Consider the following 22937-nt stretch of genomic DNA (forward strand, 5'->3'; position numbering starts at 1 on the left):
ATCACGTGCCCATCGCGACCGAGCCCGACGTCGAGATGAGCACCCGCGGGACGTGCGCGGGCGCGGGAGGTCCGACGGCGTGTTCGACCCGTTCGCGCAGCAGGGACCCGACGACGCCGACGCCGTGGCCTGGGCCGCGACGATCGAGCCCGGCCGCGCGCACGCCTACGAGATCGACCTGTGGGCGACCTCCTGCGTGGTGGCTGCGGGGCACCGGCTGCGGGTGGAGATCGCATCCAGCTGCTTCCCGCGCTGGGTCCGCTACCCGCAGACCGGTGAGGAGGCGGTGCGCGCCACCGCGTTCGCGCCGGCCCGCCAGGAGGTGTTCCACCACGCCGCGCGGCCCTCGCACGTCACGCTGCCGATCGTCCCGCGGTCGGTCCGGCGCCGGGCCACCTGCGACGATGTGCGGCGGACGACGGAGGCGAGGCCGATGGCGGTGCGGGACGGGCGCGGGGCGCCCACACTGGAGTCGGTCGCGGCACGCGCGGGGGTCTCCCGGGCCACGGCCGGCCGCGTGCTGTCCGGGTCGACGACGGTCGGCCCCGAGGCCCGCGACGCGGTGCTCGCCGCGGCCGCCGAGCTGCGCTACGTCACCAACCGGGCGGCCCGCTCGCTGATGACGCGGCGCAGCGACTCGATCGGCTTCGTCGTCGCCGAGTCCGAGGACCGCTTCTTCGCCGACCCCTACTTCTCCCAGGTCCTGCACGGTGCGCACGGGGTCGTGGCGCGCCACGACATGCAGCTCGTGTTCGCCGTGGTCAGCGGCGACGACGTCGAGCGGCAGCGCTTCGAGCGGTTCGCGCTCGGCGGCCACCTCGACGGTGCGATCCTGGTCTCCCTGCACGGCGACGACCCGCTGCCGCACCGCCTGCAGGACGCCGGGGTGCCGGTCGTGCTGTCCGGGCGCCCGTTCGCCCACGAGTCGCGCACCCCGCTCACCTACGTCGACGCCGACAACGTGGGCGGGGCGATGGCCGCGGTGCGGCTGCTCGCGCAGCTGGGGCGCAGGCGGATCGCGACGATCACCGGCCCGCTCGACATGGCCGCGTCCGTCGACCGCGTCGACGGGTTCCGGGCGGAGCTCGCCGCGCACGACATCGTCGACGCCGGGGCGGCCGACGGCGACTTCAGCATCGCCGGGGGGCGGCGCGCGATGCTCGACCTGTTCGCCGCCGACCCCGCGATCGACGGCGTCTTCGCCGCGAACGACCTGATGGCGGCCGGGGCGCTGCAGGCCGCGCGCGAGCTGGGCCGTCGCGTGCCCGAGGATCTCGCGGTCGTCGGCTTCGACGACTCCGCGATCGCGGCGTCCGCGCAGCCCGCGCTCACGACGGTCCGCCAGCCGATGGTCGAGATGGGTCGCACCCTGGCCACGCTGCTGCTCGACCAGATCACCCACGGCGGCGAACCGCAGGCCCCCGTGATCCTGCCGACGGAGATCGTGCGCCGCGACTCCGCGTAGACGCTCGTGAGAGCGCTCTCTTGACTTCTCGCACGATCGGGGACACTCTCTCCGCACGGTGTGAGCGCGCTCTCACGGGCTCGCCCACCGCCGACGACGACGCCGGCCCGGGAGAACACGTGAAGAACATCCGCAAGACGTCCACCGCCGCACTCACCACCGCCGTGGCGGGCACGCTGCTGCTCGCCGCCTGCGGGGGCGGCGGCGGGTCCGCGCCCGACGACGGCACGACGGTGCTCACCGTCGGCCTCTTCGGCACGTTCGGCTACGAGGAGCTCGGGCTGTTCGACCGCTACGAGGCCGAGCACCCCGGCATCACGATCACCTACGAGTCCACGCAGGGCGAGGACAAGTACTGGCCCGCACTGCAGACCCGTCTCGCCTCGGGCAGCGGCGTCGCCGACGTCCAGGGCATCGAGGTCGCGCGCATCGCCGACGTCGTCGCCAACCAGCAGGACCTCTGGACCGACCTGCGCAACACCGCCGCGGCCCCGTCCATCGACGGCTACGTCGAGTGGAAGGAACCGGCGGCCACCACCGCCGACGGCGCCGTGCTCGGTCTCGGCACCGACATCGGCCCCATGGGCATCTGCTACCGCTCCGACCTGCTCGCCCAGGCCGGCCTGCCCACCGACCCGGCCGCCCTGTCGGCCCGCCTCACCAGCTGGGACGACTACGTCGCTCTCGGCACCGAGTACCGGGCCGCGGCCCCCGCGGGCAGCGCGTGGATGGACTCCGCGGGCGGGTTCTACAACGCGATCATCTCCACCGAGCAGGAGATCTACTACGACGCCACGGGCAACCTGGTGCACGAGTCCAACCCCGCCGTCCGCTCGGCGTTCGACACCGCCGCCGCGGCCGGCCAGGCCGGGCTCACCGCACGCCTGGAGCAGTTCGTCGACCCGGGCTGGGACGCCGGTTTCGCCTCCGGCAGCTTCGCGACCATCGCCTGCCCGTCCTGGATGATCGGCTACATCAAGGGCAAGGCCGGCGACGCGGGCTCCGGCCTGTGGAACGTCACGACGCTGCCCGGCGGCGCGGGTGGCAACTGGGGCGGCGCCTACCTGGGCATCCCCGCCTCCAGCGAGCACGTCGAGGAGGCCGCCGAGCTGATCGCCTGGCTCACCGCCCCCGAGCAGCAGGCCGAGGTGTTCGCCTCGGTCGGCAACTTCCCGTCGACCACGGCGGCGATCGCGATGGTCGGCGACGCCACCGACCCGTGGTTCAACGGAGCCCCCATCGGGCAGATCTTCTCCGACTCCTCCACCAACGCACCGGTGCAGATCCTCGGCCCGGAGGACGGTGTGATCAAGAGCGCGATGGTGCAGGCGCTGCTGTCGGTCGAGGCCAACGGGGTCACCCCCGCGGACGCCTGGAACTCCGCACTCGCCGACGTGAACAACCAGGTCGGCTGAGCGTGCCGACCACTCTGCGTCCGGCTCCCGGGGTGCGCACGCCCCCGCGGGCCGGGACCCCGTGGCGCACCCGGCTCTTCCAGGTGGAGGAGCGCACCGCCCCCTACGCCTACATCGCGCCGTTCTTCCTGCTCTTCGCCGCGTTCGGGCTGTTCCCGCTGGTCTACACGGCGTGGATCAGCCTGCACTCCTACAAGCTCGGCTCCGACATGGAGTGGCTCGGCCTGGACAACTACACCTGGCTGCTGTCCAACCCGGAGTTCTACAACGCGCTGTGGAAGACCGTCACGATCGGCGTCCTGTCGACGGTGCCGCAGCTCGCCATCGCGTTGGGCCTCGCGCACCTGCTCAACTACCGGATGCGGGGCCGCACGTTCTTCCGCGTCTCGATGATCATGCCGTACGCCACCTCGGTGGCGGCCGCGGCGCTGGTGTTCGCCCAGCTGTTCGGCCGCGACGCGGGGGCCGTCAACTGGCTGCTCGGCATCGTCGGGGTCGACGCGGTCGACTGGCGCAACGGCGACTGGACGGCCCAGGTCGCCATCTCCGTCATCGTCATCTGGCGCTGGACCGGCTACAACGCGCTGATCTACCTGGCCGGCATGCAGTCGATCAGCCAGGACCTCTACGAGGCCGCCGCCCTGGACGGGGCGAGCCGCTGGCAGCAGTTCCGGCACGTCACGCTGCCCGGGCTGCGCCCGACGATCCTGTTCACGATCGTCGTCTCCACGATCGGCGCCAGCCAGCTCTTCGGCGAGCCGCTGATCTTCGGCGGCGGGAAACCCGACGGCGGCGCGCTCGGGCAGTACCAGACGCTCGGGCTGTTCATGTACCAGCAGGGCTGGACCTACGGCAGCCTCGGCCGCGCCGCCACCGTCGCCTGGGTGACGTTCCTGCTGATCATCGTGCTGGTCCTGGTGAACACCCGGCTGGCGAAGCGGAGGGCCTCGAAGTGACCGCGACCCTGGAACGCCCGCCCGTCACCCCGGTGCCGCCCCCGGCGTCGCGGAAGCGGTTGCGCCGCAACGACACGGCGGGCCCCCTGGCCTACGTCCTGCTCGGGATCACCGCGCTGGTGTTCCTGGTGCCCTTCTACTACATGATCGTCGCGGCCAGCCGGCCGATGGCGGAGATGAACCGGACCCCGCCGCCGCTGACGCCGGGCCCGGACCTGTGGTCCAACGTCGTCAAGGCGATCGACTCGCAGGACATCGGGCTCGCGCTGGTCAACTCGACGATCGTGTCCGGCGTGATCACCGTGAGCACGGTGCTGCTGTGCACGCTGGCCGGGTTCGCGTTCGCCAAGCTGCGCTTCCGCGGGCGCGCGGCGCTGTTCGGGGTCGCGCTGGGCACGATGATGATCCCGCCCAGCCTCGGCGTCGTCCCGCTCTACGCGCTCATGGCGAACCTCGGGCTCGCCGGCGAGCTCAGCTCGGTGATCCTGCCGTCGCTCGTCGCCGCGTTCGGGGTGTTCTTCATGCGCCAGTACCTCATCCAGACGCTGCCCGACGAGCTGCTCGACGCGGCGAAGGTCGACGGAGCCACGTCGCTGCGCACGTTCTGGTCCATCGTCCTGCCCGTCGCCCGCCCGGGCATGGCGGTGCTCGCGATGCTCACGTTCATGACGGCCTGGAACGACTTCTTCTGGCCGGTCATCACGCTGAACTCGTCCAACCCCACCGTGCAGGTGGCGCTGAACAACCTCGGCAGCGGGTACGTCCCGGACACCTCGGTGATCATGGCGGGCACCCTCGTCGGGACGCTGCCGGTGATCGTGGTCTTCCTGCTGCTCGGCCGTCAGATCGTCGGCGGCATCATCGCCGGCGCCGTGAAGGGATGACCCGCTTGACCACCACGCACCCAGCGACCGCCACACACGCAGCCGCGGCCACCACCCCGCTGACCTTCCCCACCGGGTTCCTGTGGGGCTCGGCCACCGCCGCCTACCAGATCGAGGGGGCCGTCGCCGAGGGCGGGCGCACGCCGTCGATCTGGGACACCTACGCCCACACCCCGGGCCGGGTGAGCAACGGCGACACCGGTGACGTCGCCGTCGACCACTACCACCGCTTCCGCGCCGACGTCGCACTCATGGCCCGGCTCGGGCTCACCTCGTACCGGTTCTCGGTGTCCTGGTCGCGGATCACCCCGCAGGTCACCGCCGACGGGCTCGGCCCGGTGAACGCCGAGGGGCTCGCGTTCTACTCCGACCTGGTCGACGAGCTGCTCGCCGTCGGGATCACCCCGGCCGTCACGCTGTACCACTGGGACCTCCCGCAGGCCCTGGAGGACACGGGCGGCTGGACGGCCCGCGCGACGGCGGAGCGGTTCGGCGAGTACGCCGGGGTCGTCGCCGCCGCGCTGGGTGACCGGGTGCGGCTGTTCATCACGCTCAACGAACCGTGGTGCACCGCCTACCTCGGCTACGCCAGCGGCGTGCACGCGCCGGGCCGCACCGAGGACGCCGCGGCGCTCGCCGCCGTGCACCACCTCAACCTGGCCCACGGTCTCGGCGCCGCCGCGGTCCGGGCGGCCGTCCCGGACGCGCGGATCTCGATCAGCCTCAACCTGGTGTGGGTGCGCCCTGAGACGGACGCGGCGCCCGACGTCGACGCCGCCCGGCGCGTCGACGGCCTGCAGAACCGCGTGTTCCTCGACCCGCTGCTGCGCGGCTCCTACCCCGCCGACGTACTCGCCGACACCGCCGCCGTCACGGACTGGGGGTTCGTGCGGCCGGGTGACCTCGCCACCATCGCAGCCGGGGGCGTCGACGTGCTGGGGGTGAACTACTACTCCCCCACCGTCGTGCGGCACTGGACCCGCGAGCGGCCCAAGGAGTACGCCGACGGCCACGGCGACGGGGCGGCGAGCCCGTGGATCGCGTGCGAGGACGTCGAGTTCCCGTTCCGCCCCGGCCGCAAGACCGACATGGGCTGGGGCATCGACCCCCGCGGCATGACCGAGCTGCTGGTGCGGATGGCGCACGAGCACCCGGGCCTGGAGCTGCTGGTCACCGAGAACGGGGCCGCGTTCCCCGACGTCGTGGGACCCGACGGCCGCGTCGCCGACCCGGACCGCCGCGAGTACCTGCGGACCCACATCGCCGCGGTGCACGCCGCGATCACCGCCGGTGCACCGGTCGTCGGGTACTGCGTGTGGTCGCTGCTCGACAACTTCGAGTGGGCGTGGGGGTACGGCAAGCGTTTCGGGATCGTGCACGTCGACTACGCCACCCAGGAGCGGACCGTGAAGGACAGCGCCCTGTTCTACGCCGACGTGATCCGGGCGAACGCGGTGCAGCCCTAGCCCCCGGTCCCGAGTCCGAGCCCGAGCCCCGGTGATCGTTCCGAGGTGCACCTCGTGGCGATCGGACGTCGATGCCGAGGTTGATCACGCCGAGGTGGCCGGTGGCGGTCCGTCGGGCCGTGAGCAGTCCGCTCGCCTCGTAGATCGGGTCCTCGGCGTTGTCGGTGTCGCGGCCGGTGTGGCCGGAGTACGGCGTAGGCCGCGTCGGCGAGGGCGTCGTCGACGTAGCCCTGGGTGGCCAGCACCGTGGCCCGGTCGATGTGCACCGTGACCTGGATGTGGGTGGTGCGGACGCGGTACCAGCCCGGGAAGACGGTGCTGAACTGCACGATCCCGCGGTCGTCGTCCATCGATCTCCCTCGGTGGCGGTGGGTACGCCGCCGGGGGTGTCGTCCGGGCGCGTGCGCGAGCTGTGCGGGCCCGTGGGATCAGGTCAGCGTGCTGCGCAGGGCTGCGAGCTGGTCCAGCGCCGCGACCGGGTCCTCCGCCGCGGGGATGAGCACCACCGAGTCGGCTCCGGCGTCGCGCAGGGCGTCGAACGAGCGGCGGGCGGAGTCGCCGGAGATCGTGAGCTCGTCGAGCCAGGCGTCGGGGAGCTCCGCGGCGTCCTCGAGGGCCGACAGCTCGTCGGTGAGCGCACCCCACTGCCCGGACGACCCGCCGCTGCGCACCCCGTCGGCGACGAGCGGGCGCACGGCGTCGCGGTCGGGCGCGGCGTAGGCGTACACCGTGACGTGGTGGGCGTCGGTGCGCCCCGCCTCCGCGCGGCCCTCGTCGATCCGCTCCCGCGCCCACCGCACGTACGCCGGCACCGACAGCTCGGTCAGCACCGTGCCGTCGGCGACCCGGCCCGAGACGCGCAGCGACCTCGGCCCCCGAACCCCCGTGGCCACCGGCGGCACGACGGGCGGGGGGAACTCCAGCACGACGTCGTCGAGGTGCACGTGCCGGCCGTCGACGGTGACGCGCTCACCGCGCAGCAGGGCCCGCACCGCCGAGGTCGTCTCCTGCAGCGCCGCGAGCTGCGACGAGGGGAACGCGCCGATCTGGTGCATCCACGACGTGACGCCGTGCCCGATGCCCGGTCGCACTCGACCGGGGAACATCCGGGCGAGCGCGGCGATCTCCAGGGCGGTCGTGGCCGGGTTGCGCATCACCGCGGGCAGGACGCCGAGCCCGACGGAGATCCGCTCGGTCGCGGCGAGGGCGACCGCCCCCGCCGCGATCCCGCCCGCGTAGAAGCAGTCCTCGACGACCCACAGCTCGTCGAAGCCGAGGTCCTCGACCCCGCGCGCGTAGGCGGCGGTGTGCTCCGGGAGCACCTCCCGCCGCAGCATCGCCCCGAGCGCCACCGTCAGACGCGGAAGCCGAGCGCCCGCAGCTGCTCGCGGCCGTCCTCGGTGATCTTCTCCGGGCCCCACGGCGGCATCCAGACCCAGTTGATCTTGATGTCGTTCACCAGGCCGCCGGTGCCGCCCCCGGTCAGCGCGGAGCGGGTCTGCTCCTCGATGACGTCGGTGAGCGGGCAGGCCGCACTGGTCAGCGTCATGTCGATCGTGGCCACGCCGTCGGTGGCCGCGATGCCGTACACCAGGCCCAGGTCGACGACGTTGATCCCGAGCTCGGGGTCGACCACGTCGCGCATGGCCTCCTCGAGGTCGTCGACAGACGGGTTCGTGTCGGCGGCCGCGGGCGGCTCGGGCATCCCGGCGGCGCCGCGGACGACGTCCTCGGTGGGCTCGGTGGGCTCGGTGGTCTCGGTGGTCTCGGTGGTCTCACTCATGCTGTTGCCTCCTTGGAGTCGCCGACCCGGATGACCGCGTCCTTGAACGCCATCCACCCGAGCAGCGCACACTTGACCCGCGCCGGGTACTTCGCGACGCCGGCGAACGCCACGCCGTCGCCGAGCACGTCCTCGTCGGGCTCGACCTTCCCGCGTCCCTGCGCCATCTCCTGGAACGCCTGGAGGATCTTCATCGAGTCGCCGACCGACCGCCCGACGACGAGGTCGGTGAGCACCGACGCCGATGCCTGGCTGATCGAGCAGCCGAGGGTCTCGTGGGAGACCTCGGCGACCGTGTCGCCGTCGAGCCGCACGCGCAGCGTGATCTCGTCGCCGCAGGTCGGGTTGATCTGCATCGACTCGGTGTCGAACGGCTCGCGCAGTCCGGCGCCGTGCGGCGTGCGGTAGTGGTCCAGGATGATCTCCTGGTACATCTGCTCCAGCTGCATGTCTACGCCACCCCGAAGAACTCGCGGGCCGCCTGCACGCCCTCGACCAGAGCCGTGACCTCGTCCGGCGTGTTGTACACGTGGAAGGACGCCCGCACGGTGGCGGCCACCCCGAATCGCCGGTGCAGCGGCCACGCGCAGTGGTGGCCCACCCGGATCGCGACGCCGCGGTCGTCGAGCACCTGCCCGACGTCGTGCGCGTGCACCCCGTCGACGACGAACGCCACGGCACCGCCGCGGTCGTCGGTGGTGACCGGGCCGAGCACCCGGACCCCGGGGATCGCGGAGAGGCCCTCGATCGCCAGAGCCGTGAGTTCCAGCTCGTGGGCGTGCAGGTTCTCCATGCCGATCTCGTTGAGGTAGTCGACCGCCGCCGCGAGGCCCACGGCCTGCGACGTCATCGGCACCCCGGCCTCGAAGCGCTGCGGCGGCGGGGCGTACGTCGACCCCTCCATCCGCACCATCTCGATCATCGACCCGCCGGTGAGGAACGGCGGCATCGCGGCGAGGAGCTCCGCGCGCCCGTAGAGCACGCCGACGCCGGAGGGCCCGAGCATCTTGTGCCCGGAGAACACCGCGAAGTCGACGCCGAGCTCGGTGAGGTTGACCGGCATGTGCGGCACCGACTGGCACGCGTCGAGCAGCACCAGCGCGCCGACCGCCCTCGCCCGGCGGACGAGTTCGTCCACCGGGAGGATCGTGCCGAGCACGTTGGACTGGTGCGCGAACGCGACGATCTTCGTGCGCTCGGTGATCGGGTCGCTGTCGAGGTCGATGCGGCCGTCCTCGGAGACCTCGAACCACTTCAGGACGGCTCCGGTGCGGCGGCACAGCTCCTGCCACGGCACCAGGTTGGCGTGGTGCTCGAGCCCGGTGACGACGATCTCGTCGCCCGCGCCGATCTCGAAGCGCTCCGCGCCCGGGAAGCCCGCGGCGTTACCCATGGCGTACGCCACGAGGTTGATGCCCTCGGTGGCGTTCTTGACGAACACGACCTCGCCCGGGTCGGCCCCGACGAACGCGGCGATCCGCGCGCGGGCCGACTCGTAGGCGTCGGTGGCCTCCTCGGCGAGCTGGTGCGCGCCGCGGTGCACGGCCGCGTTGTGCTGCTCGAGGAAGCTGCGCTCCGCGTCGAGGACCTGCCGCGGCCGCTGCGCGGTGGCCCCGGAGTCGAGGTACACCAGGGGCCGACCCCCGCGCACGGTGCGCGCGAGGATCGGGAAGTCCGCCCGGATCTTCTGGACGTCCATCAGGCCGCCGGGGCCTTCGTGAAGCGCTCGTACCCGTTCTTCTCCAGCTCGTCGGCCAGCTCGGGGCCGCCGGACTCGACGACCTTGCCACCGGCGAACACGTGCACGAAGTCGGGCGTGATGTGCTGCAGGATCCGCGTGTAGTGCGTGATCAGCAGGACGCCGGTCTCGCCGCCCGCGCGGTAGCGGTTGACGCCGTCGGACACGACGCGCAGCGCGTCGACGTCGAGGCCGGAGTCGGTCTCGTCGAGCACCGCGAACTTGGGCTTGAGCAGCGAGAGCTGCAGCACCTCCTGGCGCTTCTTCTCACCGCCGGAGAAGCCCTCGTTGACGTTGCGGTCGACGAACGCGGGGTCGATGTCGAGGTCGGCCATCGCGCCCTTGACCTCCTTGACCCAGGTGCGCAGCTTCGGCGCCTCGCCGCGGACCGCGGTGGCCGCGGAGCGCAGGAAGTTGGCCGTGGACACGCCGGGGACCTCGACCGGGTACTGCATGGCGAGGAACAGGCCGGCGCGGGCGCGCTCGTCGACGGTCATCGACAGGACGTCGACGCCGTCGAGCAGGATCTCCCCGGAGGTGACGTCGTACTTCGGGTGGCCGGCGATCGCGTAGGCGAGCGTGGACTTGCCCGAGCCGTTCGGGCCCATGATCGCGTGGGTCTCGCCCGCGTTGATCGTCAGGTTGACCCCGGTGAGGATCTCCTTGGTGCCGCCGTCGACCGCGATCGAGACGTGCAGGTCCTTGATCTCCAAGGTGGACATGTGTGAATCGCTCCGTGTGGTGGTGTCAGACGCCGACGACGGCGAGCTCGGCCTCGACGGCCGCCTCCAGCCGTTCGCGCAGGTCGGGAAGGGTGATCTTGGACAGGATCTCGCCGAAGAAGCCGCGCACGACCAGGCGCCGGGCCGCGTCCTCGGGGATGCCGCGGCTCTGCAGGTAGAACAGCTGCTCGTCGTCGAACCGGCCGGTGGCGCTGGCGTGCCCGGCGCTGACGATCTCGCCGGTCTCGATCTCCAGGTTCGGCACCGAGTCGGCGCGGGCACCGGGGGTGAGCACCAGGTTGCGGTTGAACTCGAAGGTCTCGGTGTTCTCCGCGGCCGCGCGGATCAGCACGTCGCCGATCCAGACGGTGTGCGCCCCGTCGCCCTGCAGCGCGTTCTTGTAGAGCACGTTGCTCGTGCACTGCGGCACGCCGTGGTCGACGAGGAGGCGCTGCTCCAGGTGCTGGTTCGCGTCGGCGTAGCCCAGCCCGAGGAGCTCGGCGTCGCCGCCGGGGCCGCGATAGTTCACCGTCGAGACGATGCGCACCAGGTCGCCGCCGAGTTGGACGGCGACACCGCGCAGGGTGGCGTCACGGCCGATCGAGAAGTGGTGCGAGCCCGCGTGCACGGCGTCGTCGGCCCACTCCTCGGTGACCACGAGGTGCAGCGTGGAGCCGTCGGCCACCACGACCTCGAGGTTGTCGGCCAGCGTGCCGGAGCCGCCGTTCTCGACGACGACGGTGGCGACCGTGTGCGGGGTCGTGCGGATCTGCACGTGGCCCACCGCGACCGCACCCTCCCCCGGGCCGGTGACCGAGATCGTCACCGGCTCGGGAGTGCCGTCCAGCGTGACGACGGTGGCCTCGGTGAACGCCGACCACGCCGCGGCGGCGATGCGGTCGGCGGGGACGCCGCCCTCGCCGATCCGGGCGTCGTCGCGGCCGACGGTCTCGACCGCCACGCCCGCCGAACCGGCGTCGCTCACCGTGACGGTGGCCGATGCCTCGAACGTCGTGGTCTCCCACAGCCCGCGCAGCCGCCGCTTCGGCGTGAAGCGCCAGTTCTCCTCGCGGCCGCTGGGGACCTCGAAGGCGCCCACGTCGTAGGCGGTGAAGCGCTCGCTCGCGCTGGCCAGGGGCTTGGAGCCCATGCCCTTCTTCGCGCCGGCCAGCTCAGGGGCCAGACCGGAAACTACGTCGGTCATCCGACCGAACCCTCCATCTGCAGCTCGATGAGCCGGTTGAGTTCCAGGGCGTACTCCATGGGCAGCTCGCGCGCGATGGGTTCGACGAACCCGCGCACGACCATGGCCATGGCCTCGTCCTCGGTGAGCCCGCGGCTCATCAGGTAGAACAACTGGTCTTCGCTCACCTTGGAAACGGTGGCTTCGTGCCCCATCGAGACGTCGTCGTTGCGGACGTCGACGTAGGGGTAGGTGTCGGAGCGGCTGATCGTGTCGACGAGCAGCGCGTCGCACTTCACCGTGGACCGGGAGTGGTGCGCGTTCGGGTTGACGCGCACGAGCCCGCGGTAGGACGTGCGGCCGCCGCCCCGGGCCACCGACTTGGAGATGATCGTCGAGGACGTGTGCGGCGCGAGGTGCGTCATCTTGGCGCCGGCGTCCTGGTGCTGGCCCTCGCCCGCGAAGGCGATGGAGAGCACCTCACCCTTGGCGTACTCGCCCATCAGCATGACGGCCGGGTACTTCATGGTGACCTTGGAGCCGAGGTTGCCGTCGACCCACTCCATGGTGGCGCCCTCGTAGGCCTTCGCCCGCTTGGTCACCAGGTTGTAGACGTTGTTCGACCAGTTCTGGATCGTCGTGTAGCGGCAGCGGCCGCCCTTCTTCACGATGATCTCCACGACCGCGGAGTGCAGCGAGTCGGAGCTGTAGATCGGCGCCGTGCAGCCCTCGACGTAGTGCACGTAGGCACCCTCGTCGACGATGATCAGCGTGCGCTCGAACTGGCCCATGTTCTCGGTGTTGATCCGGAAGTAGGCCTGCAGCGGGATGTCGACGTGCACGCCCGGCGGGACGTAGATGAACGAGCCGCCCGACCACACCGCGGAGTTGAGCGCGGAGAACTTGTTGTCACCGCTGGGGATGACCGAGCCGAAGTACTCCCGGAACAGCTCCGGGTGCTCCTTCAGCGCCGTGTCGGTGTCGAGGAAGATGACGCCCTGCTCCTCGAGGTCCTCGCGGATCGAGTGGTAGACGACCTCGGACTCGTACTGCGCCGCCACACCGGAGACCAGGCGGGCCTTCTCGGCCTCGGGGATGCCCAGCTTGTCGTAGGTGTTCTTGATGTCGGCGGGCAGGTCGTCCCAGGTGGCGGCCTGCTTCTCCGACGAGCGCACGAAGTACTTGATGTTGTCGAAGTCGATGCCCGAGAGGTCGGAACCCCAGCGCGGCATCGGCTTCTTGTCGAACATGTCGAGCGCCTTGAGGCGGAAGTCGAGCATCCACTGCGGCTCGCTCTTGAGCGCGGAGATGTCGGCGACGACATCGGCGGACAGCCCGCGTCGAGCGGTGGCGCCCGCGGTGTCCGGGTCGGCCCAACCGAAGTCGTAGCGGCCGAGCGAGTCGATCGTCTCGTCCTGCGTCATCGGTACTTCTGGAGCGGTCGTCATTCGGGCTGTCTCCCTCTCGGGATCGTGGTGGTTGTCGTGCTCCGCCGGATCTCGGGAAGATCCAGAGGGACGTGGGTGGTGCACGCGGAGTCACCGCGGGCGATGGTCGCGAGGCGCTGCACGTGCGTGCCGAGCAGCTCCGCGAAGGCGTGGGTCTCGGCCTCGCACAGCGCCGGGAACTCGGCCGCGACGTGCGCGACCGGGCAGTGGTGCTGGCACAGCTGGACGCCGTGCCCGCCGGGTCCGGTGCCCGCCGACCGGGCCTGGGCCGCGTAACCGCGCGCGGTGAGCACGTCGGCCAGCGCCTCGACCCGGGCGTCGGCGCCGTGCGCCGCCGTGACCTGCGCGATGCCGTCGCCGAGGAGCTCCTCGACGCGGCTCTGCGCGAAGCCCTCGACGGCGTCCGGGCCCCCGTGCTGCGCCAGGTAGCGCAGCGCGGCGACCGCGAGGTCGTCGTAGCCGTGGCCGAAGCGCGCCCGGCCGGCGTCGGTGAGCAGGTACTGCTTCGGGGGGCGCCCCCGGCCGCGCGGGCCCCGACGGGGGGCGTCGCGCACGTCGGCCTCGCCGTCGGCGAGGAGTGCGTCGAGGTGCCGGCGCACGGCGGGCGAGGACAGCTCCAGGGCCGCGGCGACGTCGGCCGCGGTGATCGGCCCCTGCTCCATGAGCAGGCGGGCGACCGACTCGCGGGTGCGGCCGTCGGTGGGCCCCCCCGCCTGGATGGGCACACCGGCGGTCCCGAGAACGGGGGTACCGGTTGTTTTCACAACGCCAGTGTTGCCTATATCGCCGAGGACGGCAAAGGCACCCCCCGCCACGGGTGAGGCGCTTCACGTCGGGGCCGGTCGATACGCTCCCGGCATGGCCGCACCCGGGGTGGACGACACGATCGTGGACGAGGGTCCGCCGTCGCCGCCCGCGCGCGACCCGAGCCGCACCGCCCGGCTGTTCGGGCTCGTCGGCTCGCTGCTGATGGCGGGGGGCGCGCTCGGGTCCGGCGCACTGCCCGTGCCCAACCCGCTGTTCGGCATCCGGGTGCTCAGCCTGCCCAGCCGCAACGCCACGGTCGCCATCGCGATCACCTACGCGGGCATCGGCATGGTCGTGCTGGCCTGGCTGTGGATCGGCAAGATGCTGCGCGAGAACGGGGCCGTCGCCCCGGCCCCGACCCGGGCCCAGCTCAGCCGCACCGCGGTGCTGTGGGCGATCCCGCTCGCGCTGGCCCCGCCGCTGTTCTCCCGCGACGTCTACAGCTACCTCGCGCAGAGCGCCACGCTGGCCCGCGGACTCGACCCGTACACGCTCGGCCCGGCCGAGGCGTTCGGCGTCGACGACCCCCTGGTGCGGTCGATCCCCACGATCTGGCGCGACACCGGCGCCCCGTACGGCCCGTTCTTCCTCGTGCTCGGCCGCGGGATCACCGCGCTCACCGGCAACGACATCGTCGCCGGGGTGTTCGCCCACCGGGCACTGGCCCTCGTCGGTGTGGCGATGATCGTCTGGGTGCTGCCGAAGCTCGCGCGGCGCTGCGGGCTCGACGTCGGGCTCGCGATGTGGCTCGGCGTGGCCAACCCGCTCGTACTGTTCCACCTGGTCAGCGGCATGCACAACGAGTCACTGATGGTCGGGCTGATGCTCGTCGGGTTCGAGGTGGGGCTGCGCGCGGGCGAGCGCTGGTGGGATCCGTACCTGCTCGGCGGCGGCGTGCTGATCGTGCTGGCCTCGGCGGTCAAGCTGCCCGCGCTGCTCGCGCTGGGGTTCCTCGGCATCGAGTGGGCGCGGCGGCGCGGCGGGCGGGTGCGCGACGTCGCGATCGCGGCCACGCTGTTCACCGCGATCGCGGTGCTGGTCTACGCGGCCTTCGGCTACTTCACCGGTCTCGGCCTGCGCTGGCTCGACGCGCTGGGCGCACCCAGCCTGATCCGCAGCTGGCTGTCGATCTCCACCGACTTCGGGCTGCTCGGCGGCCAGGTCGGCATCATCCTCGGCGGTCTCGGCGACCACACCGACGCCGTGCTCTCCCTCACCCGCGCCGCGGGACTGGTGCTGGCCGCGCTGCTGGCCGGCCGGCTGATGCTCGCCGTGCTGCGCGGGCGGCTCGACGCGATCACCGGGATGGCCGCCGGGATGGCCGCGGTGGTGGTGCTGAGCCCGATCGTGCACCCCTGGTACCTGCTCTGGGCGGTGATCCCGCTGGCCGCCACGAAGGCGATGCCCAAGGCGCGACGGGCGATGCTGGTGATCTCCGGCATCCTCGCGATCGTCGTGCCGCCGACGGGGGCCGACTTCAACTTCCGCGCCTACCAGCTCCCCATGTCGATCATCGCCGGGCTGCTGGTGCTCGCGCTGTCCCTGCTCGTGGTGCGGCGCAGCCTGGCCGGACGCACCGGGGTCGACGTCGACGCGTGGCCGGGGCGCGTCCCGGCGGGTCGCCCTCAGGACAGCCCGGGGGCACCTCTCTAGACTCACCTCCGTGAGTCCGCACCCCGCCGTGTCCGTCCGTGGCCTGGTCAAGCGCTACGGCCGGACGACCGCGGTCGACGGGCTCGACCTGGAGCTGCCCGCCGCCTCCGTGCTGGCCCTGCTCGGGCCCAACGGCGCGGGCAAGACCACCACCGTCGAGGTGTGCACCGGGTTCGCCACCGCCGACGCGGGCGAGGTGCGGGTGCTCGGCGTCGACCCGGCGGGGGCGCCCGACGCGCTGCGCGCCCGGATCGGGGTGATGCCGCAGGGCGGCGGCGCCTACCCGGGCGTCCACGCCGGGGAGATGCTGCGGGTCGTCGCGGCCTGCGCGGCGCACCCGCTCGACGTCGGCTGGCTCTCCGAGGTCCTCGGCCTCGACGCGTGCGGCCGCACCCCCTACAAGCGCCTCTCCGGCGGGCAGCAGCAGCGCCTCGCGCTCGCCTGCGCCGTGGTCGGGCGTCCGGAGCTGGTGTTCCTCGACGAGCCGACCGCCGGCATGGACCCCCAGGGCCGCCGGCTGGTCTGGGACCTGATCTCCGCGCTGCGCCGAGACGGCGTCGCCGTGCTGCTCACCACGCACCTCATGGAGGAGGCCGAGGCGCTCGCCGACGACGTCGTGATCGTCGACCACGGCCGCGTCGTCGCCCACGGCACGCCCGCCGTCCTCACCGCGGGCGAGCAGCAGGAGCTGCGCTTCCGCGCCCGCGCCGGCATGGACCTCGACGGCCTGCGCGCCGCCCTGCCCGACGGCTACGGCGCCGTCGAGCCGGTCGGCGGCCGCTACGTGGTGCAGGGCCGGATCAACCCCGCCGTGCTGTCGGTGATCACCTCGTGGTGCGCCGAGCAGGGCGCGCTCGCCGACGACGTGCAGGTCGCCCGGCGCAGCCTGGAGGACGTGTTCCTCGAACTGACCGGACGGGAACTGCGGGCATGACGTCGTCGATGTACTCCTCGCCGCAGGGCCGGTTCGTGCCCGGCACGTTCACCCCGCGCCCCGGGGCCGGGACGCCCGGGAGGATGCTCGCGGCCCAGGCGGGCACGGAGCTGCGCCTGGCGCTGCGCAACGGCGAGCAGGTCCTGCTGACGCTGCTCATCCCGATCGTGCTGCTGGTCGGGCTCACGCTGCTCGACCTCGTGCCGCTGCCCGAGCCGCGGGTCGCGTTCGTCGTGCCGGGGGTGCTCGCGCTCGCGGTGATGTCCACGGCGTTCACCGGGCAGGCGATCGCGTTCGGCTTCGACCGCCGCTACGGGGTGATCCGCCGCCTCGCCGCCACCGCGCTCCCCCGCTGGCTGCTCGTCGCGGGCCGGCTCGTCGCGGTGCTGGGGATCGTCGCCGTGCAGATGGTGGTGCTGGGCGTCATCGCCGCGGTGCTGGGCTGGCGCCCGGCGGGCGCCGGGCTGGCCTGGGCGGTGCTGCTGGTACTGCTCGGGTCGGCGGCGTTCGGGGCGCTGGGCATCCTGCTCGGCGGCACGCTGCGGGCGGAGGTCACCCTCGCCGTCGCCAACGTCGTGTGGTTCGTGCTGCTGCTCGCCGGCGGCATCGTGATCCCGGTGGCCCAGCTCCCCGGCCCGCTGGCCGCGGTGGCGTCGGCGCTGCCGTCGGGCGCGCTGGCCGAGGGCCTGCGGACGGTCCTGACCACCGGCGCACCCCCCGGCCTCACCCCCGTGCTCGTGCTGGTGGCGTGGGCGGCGGCGGCCGGGCTGGCGGCGACGCGGCTGGTCAAGCTGCGCTGACGCCGGCCGTATGACGCCGTCGCACAGGGTGCGGCTCGTCGCACGGGGTGCGGCGGCCGCGACGGTCCGGAACCCGTGCGCGAGGGCCGGGGCGTCCACAGGTTGTCGCGTTCGGCCCCACCGGAAGCCTTCCCGGCCCCATCCTGCGCGGCATGGACATCGACGATCCGCAGCTGCTGACGCGCCGCGAGCTCCTCTCCCACGGGTTCGACGACGGCGAGATCCGGGCCCGTCGACGGCGCGGCGATCTCTGCACGGTGCGCCGCGGCGCCTACGCCCGGGTCCTGCCCTCGCGCCCCGAGGACCGGCACGCCGTGCTGGTCCGCGCGGCGGTCGGGCAGGTCTCCCCGGACGCGGTGGTCAGCCACCTCGCGGCGGCCGTGCTGCACGGGCTGCCGGTCTGGGGCGACCCGCTGCGCCGGGTGCAGCTGACCCGCACCCGTCGGTCCGGCGGGCGACTCACCGCCGACCTGCACGTCCACGCCGCCCCGCTGGAACCGTGGGAGACCGTCGTCGTCGACGGGATCGCGGTCACCTCTCCGCTCGCACCCTCGTCGACGTGGGGCGTCAGATCGGGTTCGAGCAGGCCGTGGTGGTCGCGGACGCGGCGCTGTGGCGCCGGATCGTGACCCGGGAGGAGCTGGACGGCGCCCTCGCCACCGCCCGCGGACGGCCCGGGGTCCCGGCCGCGCGCCGCGTACTGGCCTTCGCGCGGTGGGGCAGCGAGAGCGTCGGGCAGTCGCGCAGCCGCGTCGCGATGAGGCGCGCGGGCATCCCGGACCCGGTGCTGCAGTGGGAGGTGCGGACGGCAGCCGGGGTCGTGCACGCCGACTTCGGCTGGCCGGGGTTGCGCACCTTCGGCGAGTTCGACGGGCGGGAGAAGTACGGGCGGCCGGTCGCACCGGGGCGGACACCCGGTGACGTCGTGTACGCGGAGAAGCGGCGCGAGGACGCGATGCGCGGCGAGGACCTCGGTGCGGTCCGCTGGGGCTGGGCCGACCTGACCCCCTTCGCCCCGACGGCCGCCCGCCTCCGGCGCACCTTCCGGTACCAGCAGTGAGCGAGCAGCCCCCCGGTCGTCGCACGCCCGTCGGGCTCTCGCACGGGCCACACCCTGTGCGCCGGGCCACGGGGTGTGCGGGGGCGGGGTGTGCGGGGGCGGGGTGTGCGGGGAGCGGCCTACGATCGTGGGGTGAGCGTCCTCGACCGTCTCCCCGTCACCTCGGCCACCACGATGCGCCGTCTCGCGATCGCGAACCTCGTGGCCCAGGTGGGGATCATGGTCACCGGGGTCACCGTGCGGGTGACCGGGTCCGGGCTGGGCTGCCCGGGCTGGCCGGAGTGCTTCCCCGGCAGCATGGTGCCCGTCTCGAACGCCGACGTGGCCCCGCTGCACCAGTGGGTCGAGTTCGGCAACCGGCTGCTGACGTTCGTGATCGTCATCGTCGCCGGGCTGGTCCTGCTCGCCGCGCTCGGCACCCGTCCGCGACGGCGCCGGCTGACGCTGCTCGCCGCGGTGATGCCCGCGGGGATCGTCGCGCAGGCCGTCATCGGGGGCATCACGGTGCTCACCGACCTGGCGTGGGGCGGGGTCGCGCTGCACTTCATGGTCTCGGCGGGGCTCGTCTGGCTCTCCGCGGCGCTGGTGCTCGCCACCGGCGAGGGTGACGGTCCGCCGCGGCCGCTGGTGCCGCGGGCGATCCGCGGGCTGGTCGGCGTCAGCTCCGGGGTGCTCGCGGCACTGCTGGTGGCGGGCACGCTCGTCACCGCGGCCGGCCCGCACGCCGGCGACGCGGAGACCCCGCGGCTCGGGCTGGGCGTCGAGGCGATGGCGCAGCTGCACGCGGAGCTGCTGTTCGGCTACCTCGGGCTGCTCGTCGGGCTGGGGTTCGCGCTGCACGCCGTCGCCGCCCCCACCGCACTGGTCCGGCGCTTCCGCGTGCTGGTCGTCGTCGTGCTCGCGCAGGGCGCACTCGGCGGGATCCAGTACGCGATCGGCGTCCCCGAGGTGCTGGTCGTGCTGCACGTCCTCGGCGCCGGGCTGGTCACCGCCGCGGCCTCGACCCTGTGGTCCGCCACCGTCGAGCGCTCGGGCGCCCCGGTCGGCACCCGGGATGCGGAACCCGCCCTCGCCGCGCCATGATCGGGCCGTGCGCGCGATCCAGATCTCCGAGGCCGGTGGCCCCGACGTCCTGACCCCGACCGAGCTCGACGACCCGGCTCCCGGGCCCGGCGAGATCCTCGTCGAGGTGGCGGCGGCGGGTGTCAACTTCATCGACACCTACCAGCGCGAGGGCGTCTACCCGATGACGCTGCCCTACGTCGCCGGGATGGAGGGCTCCGGTCGGGTCCGGGCGCTCGGCGAGGGTGTCGACCCGTTCGCCGTAGGTGATCGCGTGGCGTGGTGCGAGCAGCTCGGGAGCTACGCCGAGCTCGTCGCGGTCGAGGCGGCGAAGGCCGTCCCCGTCCCCGACGGCGTCGCCGACGACCTGGCCGTCGGCGCGCTGCTGCAGGGCATGACCGCCCACTTCCTGGTCAACGACACCTACCCCGTGCGGCCCGGTGACGACGTGCTGGTGCACGCGGCCGCGGGCGGGGTCGGGCTGCTGCTCACCCAGCTCGCCGCCGCGAAGGGCGCCCGGGTGATCGCGACCGTCTCCACCGCGGAGAAGGAGGAGCTGGCCCGCGGGGCCGGGGCGGCCGAGGTGATCCGGTACACCGAGGTGGACGACCTCGCGGCCGCGGTGCGCGACCTCACCGGCGGCACCGGCGTGGCCGTCGCCTACGACAGCGTCGGGAGGACGACGTTCGACGCGAGCCTCGACTCCCTGCGCGTGCGCGGGATGCTCGTGCTGTTCGGCGCGGCCAGCGGCCCGGTGCCGCCGGTCGACCCGCAGCGGCTCAACCGCGGCGGCTCGCTCTACCTCACCCGCCCCACGCTGTTCCACCACCTCCCGACCCCCGAGGCGCTGCGGGAGCGGGCCGCGGCGGTCTACGCCTCGGTCGCCGACGGCACCCTCGACGTCCGCATCGGGCACCGCTACCCCCTCGCCGAGGCCCGCACCGCCCACGAGGACCTGCAGGCCCGGCGCACCACCGGGAAGCTGCTACTGGTCCCCTGAGGACGGGTAGAACAGCACCGGCCCCGCCACCTCCACGTCGACCCGCTGCCCCACGTGCGGCAGGTCGGCGTCGGCGGTGCGGCAGCGCAGCACGGTTCCGCCGTGCTCGACCAGCACCGTCGAGTCGTGCCCGTGGAAGATCACCTCGCGGACCGTGGCGGCCGACCCACCGCGCAGCCGGAGCTGCTCGGGGCGCAGCAGGACCCGGCCCGGCCCGTCAGGGCCGTCGACGGCGAGGCGGCCCAGCGCGGTGTCGGCCCGGCCCGCGCTGACCCGCGCTGACAGCACCACGGCCTCGCCGACGAACGTGCCGACGTCGAGGTCGACCGGGGCCCGGTACAGCTCGTGCGGCGGCCCGGCCTGCACGACCCGGCCCGCGACGAGCACCGCGACCCGGTCGGCCACGCCGAGGGCCTCCTGCTGGTCGTGGGTGACGAGGACCGCGGCGGCCCCGGCGGCCCGCAGCGCGGCGCACACCTGCTCGCGCACCTCGGCGCGCAGCCCGGCGTCCAGGGCGGTGAACGGTTCGTCGAGCAGGACCAGGGCCGGGGCCGGGGCCAGCGCCCGGGCCAGCGCGACGCGCTGCTGCTGGCCGCCGGAGAGCTCGTCGGGGCGGCGCCGGCCGTACCCGGGCAGGCCGACGAGCTCCAGCACCTCCTCGACGCGCCCGTTGCGACGGCCCGCGCGGTCGAGGCCGAACCCGACGTTGCCCGCCACGGTGAGGTGCCCGAACAGCGCACCGTCCTGGGGCACCAGTCCGACGCCGCGGCGCTCCGGGGCGACGTCGACGCCGTCGGAGGCGACGAGCCGTCCGTCGAGCTCGACGGACCCGGCGTCGAGCGGGTGGAACCCGGCGACGGTGCGCAGCAGCGTGGTCTTGCCGCAGCCCGAGCCGCCGAGCACGGCCACCAGCTCACCCGCGGCCACCGTCAGGTCGATCCCGTGCAGGACCGGCGTGTCCGGGTAGGAGGCCCGCACCCCCCGGACGACGAGTGCCGGCGTCACCGCCGCACGGCCCGGTCGAGCAGCAGGACGGGGACGGCGGCGAGCACGACGAGCAGGATCGCATAGGGAGCCGCGGCCGCGTACTGACCGGCGCCGGTGTGGGTCCACAGCCGGATCGCGAGCGTGTCGGCGCCGGTGGGGCGCAGCAGCAGCGTGGCCGGTAGCTCCTTGGCGGCCGTGAGGAACACCAGCGCGGCCCCGGCGGCGACGCCGGGCGCGGCGAGCGGGACCGTCACGCGGGCCAGGGTCGCGACCCGGCCGTGCCCCAGCGAGCGCGACACCTCCTCCAGCCGGGCCGGCGTGGCCGCGACGGCCGCGCGGATCGAGCCGACGGCCAGCGGCAGGAACAGCACCGTGTATGCGAGCACGAGCAGCGGCGTCTCCTGGTAGATCCCCGGCAGCACCCGGATCCCGAGGAACACCAGCGCGAGTCCCACGGTGATGCCGGGCAGCGCGTGCGCGACGTAGGTGGAGGTCTCCAGCGCGGCGGTGGCCCGGCCACGGTACCGGGCGGCGAGCACGCCGACGGGGATCGCGAGCACCGTCGTCAGGAGCGCACCGAGCGCCGCGACCTGCAGCGTGACCAGCCCGGATGCGCCGAGGTCGGCCGCGTCGATGCCGAGCGAGGAACCGACGACCATCCAGTGCGTGAGGTTCCATGCGGGGATCCCGAGCGACACCCCGACGACCCCCGCGGAGAACGCGAGCCACGGCGCCCGCGCGCGACCGAGCCGGACCGGGGCCGGCGGCCGGGCCGCGCCGCGCGCGATCCGGTGCGCCGCCCGCCCCCGCGCCCTGGCCTCGCCGAGCGTCACCAGCGCGGCCAGGACCACCAGCACGCAGCCGAGCACGGCGGCCGGGGTGCGGTCGAACGTGCCGCGGTAGCTCGTGTAGATGCCCAGGGTGAAGGTGTCGTAGCGCATCAGCGAGACCGCACCGAAGTCGCTCAGCACGTACAGCGCGACCAGCAGCCCACCCGCGGTCGCCGCGGGCCACGCCTGCCGCAGCGTGACGCCGAGCAGCACGCGCGCCGGACCGTGCCCGAGCGACCGCGCGACCTCCTCCAGCCCACCGTCGGCCGCCCGCAGCGCCCCCGCGACCGGCAGGTACACGTAGGGGAAGCTGACGGTCGCGAGCACCCCGAACGCCCCCCAGAACCCCGCCGACGTCGGCCACTCGGAGATCCAGGTGAACCCGGCGACGTAGGACGGCACGGCCAGCGGCAGTGCGAACAGCACCGCGAGCACGCGCCGACCGGGCAGGTCGGTGCGGACGACGAGCCACGCCGCCAGCGAGCCGACGACGACGCACACCGCGGTGACCGACGCGGCCAGCAGCACGCTGGCGACCAGCAGGTCGAAGGTGCGCGGGCGACCCAGGACGGTCAGGAACAGGCCGGGGCCGCCCTCCAGGGCCCGGACGACCAGGTGGGCCAACGGGACGACGGCGACGATGCCGGCCACCGCACCCCAGCCCAGGAGCAACGCGGGGGCCCGGTGCCGCCGCGACCGGGTGGCGCGCCCGGCCGGGGTGGTGGTGACCGGGCGCTGCGCCAC

Annotated in this window: 22 protein-coding genes; 12 read left to right on the plus strand and 10 right to left on the minus strand. The window is 73.5% G+C overall.

Annotation, left to right across the window (positions count from 1 at the left end):
• Nucleotides 1–79 precede the first annotated feature (79 nt).
• From I4I81_RS08435 to I4I81_RS08455, 5 genes are all read left to right on the plus strand, one after another.
• Nucleotides 80–1465, plus strand: coding sequence for a LacI family DNA-binding transcriptional regulator (locus I4I81_RS08435; RefSeq protein WP_218602539.1), 1386 nt, complete (start codon nt 80–82; stop codon nt 1463–1465).
• Nucleotides 1466–1584: 119 nt separating this feature from the next.
• On the plus strand, nt 1585–2880 hold the full coding sequence (locus I4I81_RS08440; RefSeq protein ID WP_218602540.1) for an ABC transporter substrate-binding protein: 1296 nt from the start codon (nt 1585–1587) through the stop codon (nt 2878–2880).
• A 2-nt stretch (nt 2881–2882) separates the two neighbouring features.
• A complete protein-coding gene (locus I4I81_RS08445; RefSeq protein ID WP_226363830.1) occupies nt 2883–3836 on the plus strand; it encodes a carbohydrate ABC transporter permease in 954 nt (317 codons plus the stop codon).
• Nucleotides 3833–4720: a carbohydrate ABC transporter permease gene (locus I4I81_RS08450; RefSeq protein WP_226363831.1), complete on the plus strand. Its 888-nt coding sequence runs from the start codon at nt 3833–3835 to the stop codon at nt 4718–4720. The genes I4I81_RS08445 and I4I81_RS08450 overlap by 4 nt, the downstream gene beginning before the upstream one ends.
• Before the next feature lie 5 nt (nt 4721–4725).
• Nucleotides 4726–6186, plus strand: coding sequence for a GH1 family beta-glucosidase (locus tag I4I81_RS08455; RefSeq protein WP_225924523.1), 1461 nt, complete (start codon nt 4726–4728; stop codon nt 6184–6186).
• Nucleotides 6187–6614: 428 nt separating this feature from the next.
• Here I4I81_RS08455 and I4I81_RS08460 read toward each other — a convergent pair whose 3' ends face one another.
• From I4I81_RS08460 to I4I81_RS08495, 8 genes are read right to left on the minus strand one after another with little or no spacing between them, the layout of a single operon-like run.
• On the minus strand, nt 6615–7538 hold the full coding sequence (locus tag I4I81_RS08460; protein WP_226363832.1) for an LLM class flavin-dependent oxidoreductase: 924 nt from the start codon (nt 7536–7538) through the stop codon (nt 6615–6617).
• A gap of 2 nt (nt 7539–7540) precedes the next feature.
• Nucleotides 7541–7969, minus strand: a complete 429-nt coding sequence (locus I4I81_RS08465; RefSeq protein ID WP_218602542.1) for a metal-sulfur cluster assembly factor — start codon at nt 7967–7969, stop codon at nt 7541–7543.
• Entirely contained in the window at nt 7966–8418 is a 453-nt protein-coding gene (sufU, locus tag I4I81_RS08470) for a Fe-S cluster assembly sulfur transfer protein SufU (protein ID WP_218602543.1), read from the minus strand. Before sufU ends, I4I81_RS08465 begins: the two co-directional genes overlap by 4 nt.
• A 2-nt stretch (nt 8419–8420) precedes the next feature.
• Nucleotides 8421–9668: a cysteine desulfurase gene (locus I4I81_RS08475; RefSeq protein WP_218602544.1), complete on the minus strand. Its 1248-nt coding sequence runs from the start codon at nt 9666–9668 to the stop codon at nt 8421–8423.
• Nucleotides 9668–10429, minus strand: coding sequence for a Fe-S cluster assembly ATPase SufC (sufC, locus tag I4I81_RS08480; RefSeq protein ID WP_218602545.1), 762 nt, complete (start codon nt 10427–10429; stop codon nt 9668–9670). Before sufC ends, I4I81_RS08475 begins: the two co-directional genes overlap by 1 nt.
• 25 nt (nt 10430–10454) lie before the next feature.
• A complete protein-coding gene (sufD, locus tag I4I81_RS08485) occupies nt 10455–11579 on the minus strand; it encodes a Fe-S cluster assembly protein SufD (protein ID WP_225925224.1) in 1125 nt (374 codons plus the stop codon).
• 50 nt (nt 11580–11629) lie between these two features.
• The gene (gene sufB, locus I4I81_RS08490; protein ID WP_218602547.1) at nt 11630–13060 is read right to left on the minus strand and encodes a Fe-S cluster assembly protein SufB; all 1431 of its coding nucleotides are present in this window, start codon (nt 13058–13060) and stop codon (nt 11630–11632) included.
• On the minus strand, nt 13057–13785 hold the full coding sequence (locus I4I81_RS08495) for a helix-turn-helix transcriptional regulator (protein WP_372453562.1): 729 nt from the start codon (nt 13783–13785) through the stop codon (nt 13057–13059). Before I4I81_RS08495 ends, sufB begins: the two co-directional genes overlap by 4 nt.
• 133 nt (nt 13786–13918) lie before the next feature.
• Between I4I81_RS08495 and mptB the strand changes: the two genes are divergently transcribed.
• The 7 genes from mptB to I4I81_RS08530 all read left to right on the plus strand — a co-directional run bounded on the left by mptB (nt 13919) and on the right by I4I81_RS08530 (nt 20376).
• A complete protein-coding gene (gene mptB / locus I4I81_RS08500) occupies nt 13919–15520 on the plus strand; it encodes a polyprenol phosphomannose-dependent alpha 1,6 mannosyltransferase MptB (protein ID WP_218602548.1) in 1602 nt (533 codons plus the stop codon).
• Nucleotides 15521–15530: 10 nt separating this feature from the next.
• A complete protein-coding gene (locus I4I81_RS08505) occupies nt 15531–16454 on the plus strand; it encodes an ABC transporter ATP-binding protein (protein ID WP_218602549.1) in 924 nt (307 codons plus the stop codon).
• The gene (locus tag I4I81_RS08510) at nt 16451–17254 is read left to right on the plus strand and encodes an ABC transporter permease (protein ID WP_218602550.1); all 804 of its coding nucleotides are present in this window, start codon (nt 16451–16453) and stop codon (nt 17252–17254) included. The genes I4I81_RS08505 and I4I81_RS08510 overlap by 4 nt, the downstream gene beginning before the upstream one ends.
• A gap of 152 nt (nt 17255–17406) precedes the next feature.
• On the plus strand, nt 17407–17883 hold the full coding sequence (locus I4I81_RS08515; RefSeq protein ID WP_218602551.1) for a hypothetical protein: 477 nt from the start codon (nt 17407–17409) through the stop codon (nt 17881–17883).
• Complete coding sequence (locus tag I4I81_RS08520; RefSeq protein WP_218602552.1) at nt 17814–18314, plus strand: hypothetical protein; 501 nt, start codon at nt 17814–17816, stop codon at nt 18312–18314. Before I4I81_RS08515 ends, I4I81_RS08520 begins: the two co-directional genes overlap by 70 nt.
• 132 nt (nt 18315–18446) lie before the next feature.
• The gene (locus I4I81_RS08525) at nt 18447–19397 is read left to right on the plus strand and encodes a COX15/CtaA family protein (RefSeq protein WP_308187754.1); all 951 of its coding nucleotides are present in this window, start codon (nt 18447–18449) and stop codon (nt 19395–19397) included.
• A 7-nt stretch (nt 19398–19404) separates the two neighbouring features.
• Entirely contained in the window at nt 19405–20376 is a 972-nt protein-coding gene (locus I4I81_RS08530) for a quinone oxidoreductase family protein (protein WP_226363833.1), read from the plus strand.
• Here the strand turns inward: I4I81_RS08530 and I4I81_RS08535 are convergent.
• Both I4I81_RS08535 and I4I81_RS08540 read right to left on the minus strand, forming a co-directional pair.
• Nucleotides 20362–21381 (minus strand): ABC transporter ATP-binding protein, encoded by a 1020-nt coding sequence (locus I4I81_RS08535; protein ID WP_226363834.1) that lies wholly within the window; start codon nt 21379–21381, stop codon nt 20362–20364. The genes I4I81_RS08530 and I4I81_RS08535 overlap by 15 nt on opposite strands.
• Nucleotides 21378–22937, minus strand: coding sequence for an ABC transporter permease (locus tag I4I81_RS08540; RefSeq protein ID WP_226363835.1), 1560 nt, complete (start codon nt 22935–22937; stop codon nt 21378–21380). The genes I4I81_RS08535 and I4I81_RS08540 overlap by 4 nt, the downstream gene beginning before the upstream one ends.

It is taken from the genome of Pseudonocardia abyssalis, from assembly GCF_019263705.2.
Taxonomy (GTDB): domain Bacteria; phylum Actinomycetota; class Actinomycetes; order Mycobacteriales; family Pseudonocardiaceae; genus Pseudonocardia; species Pseudonocardia abyssalis.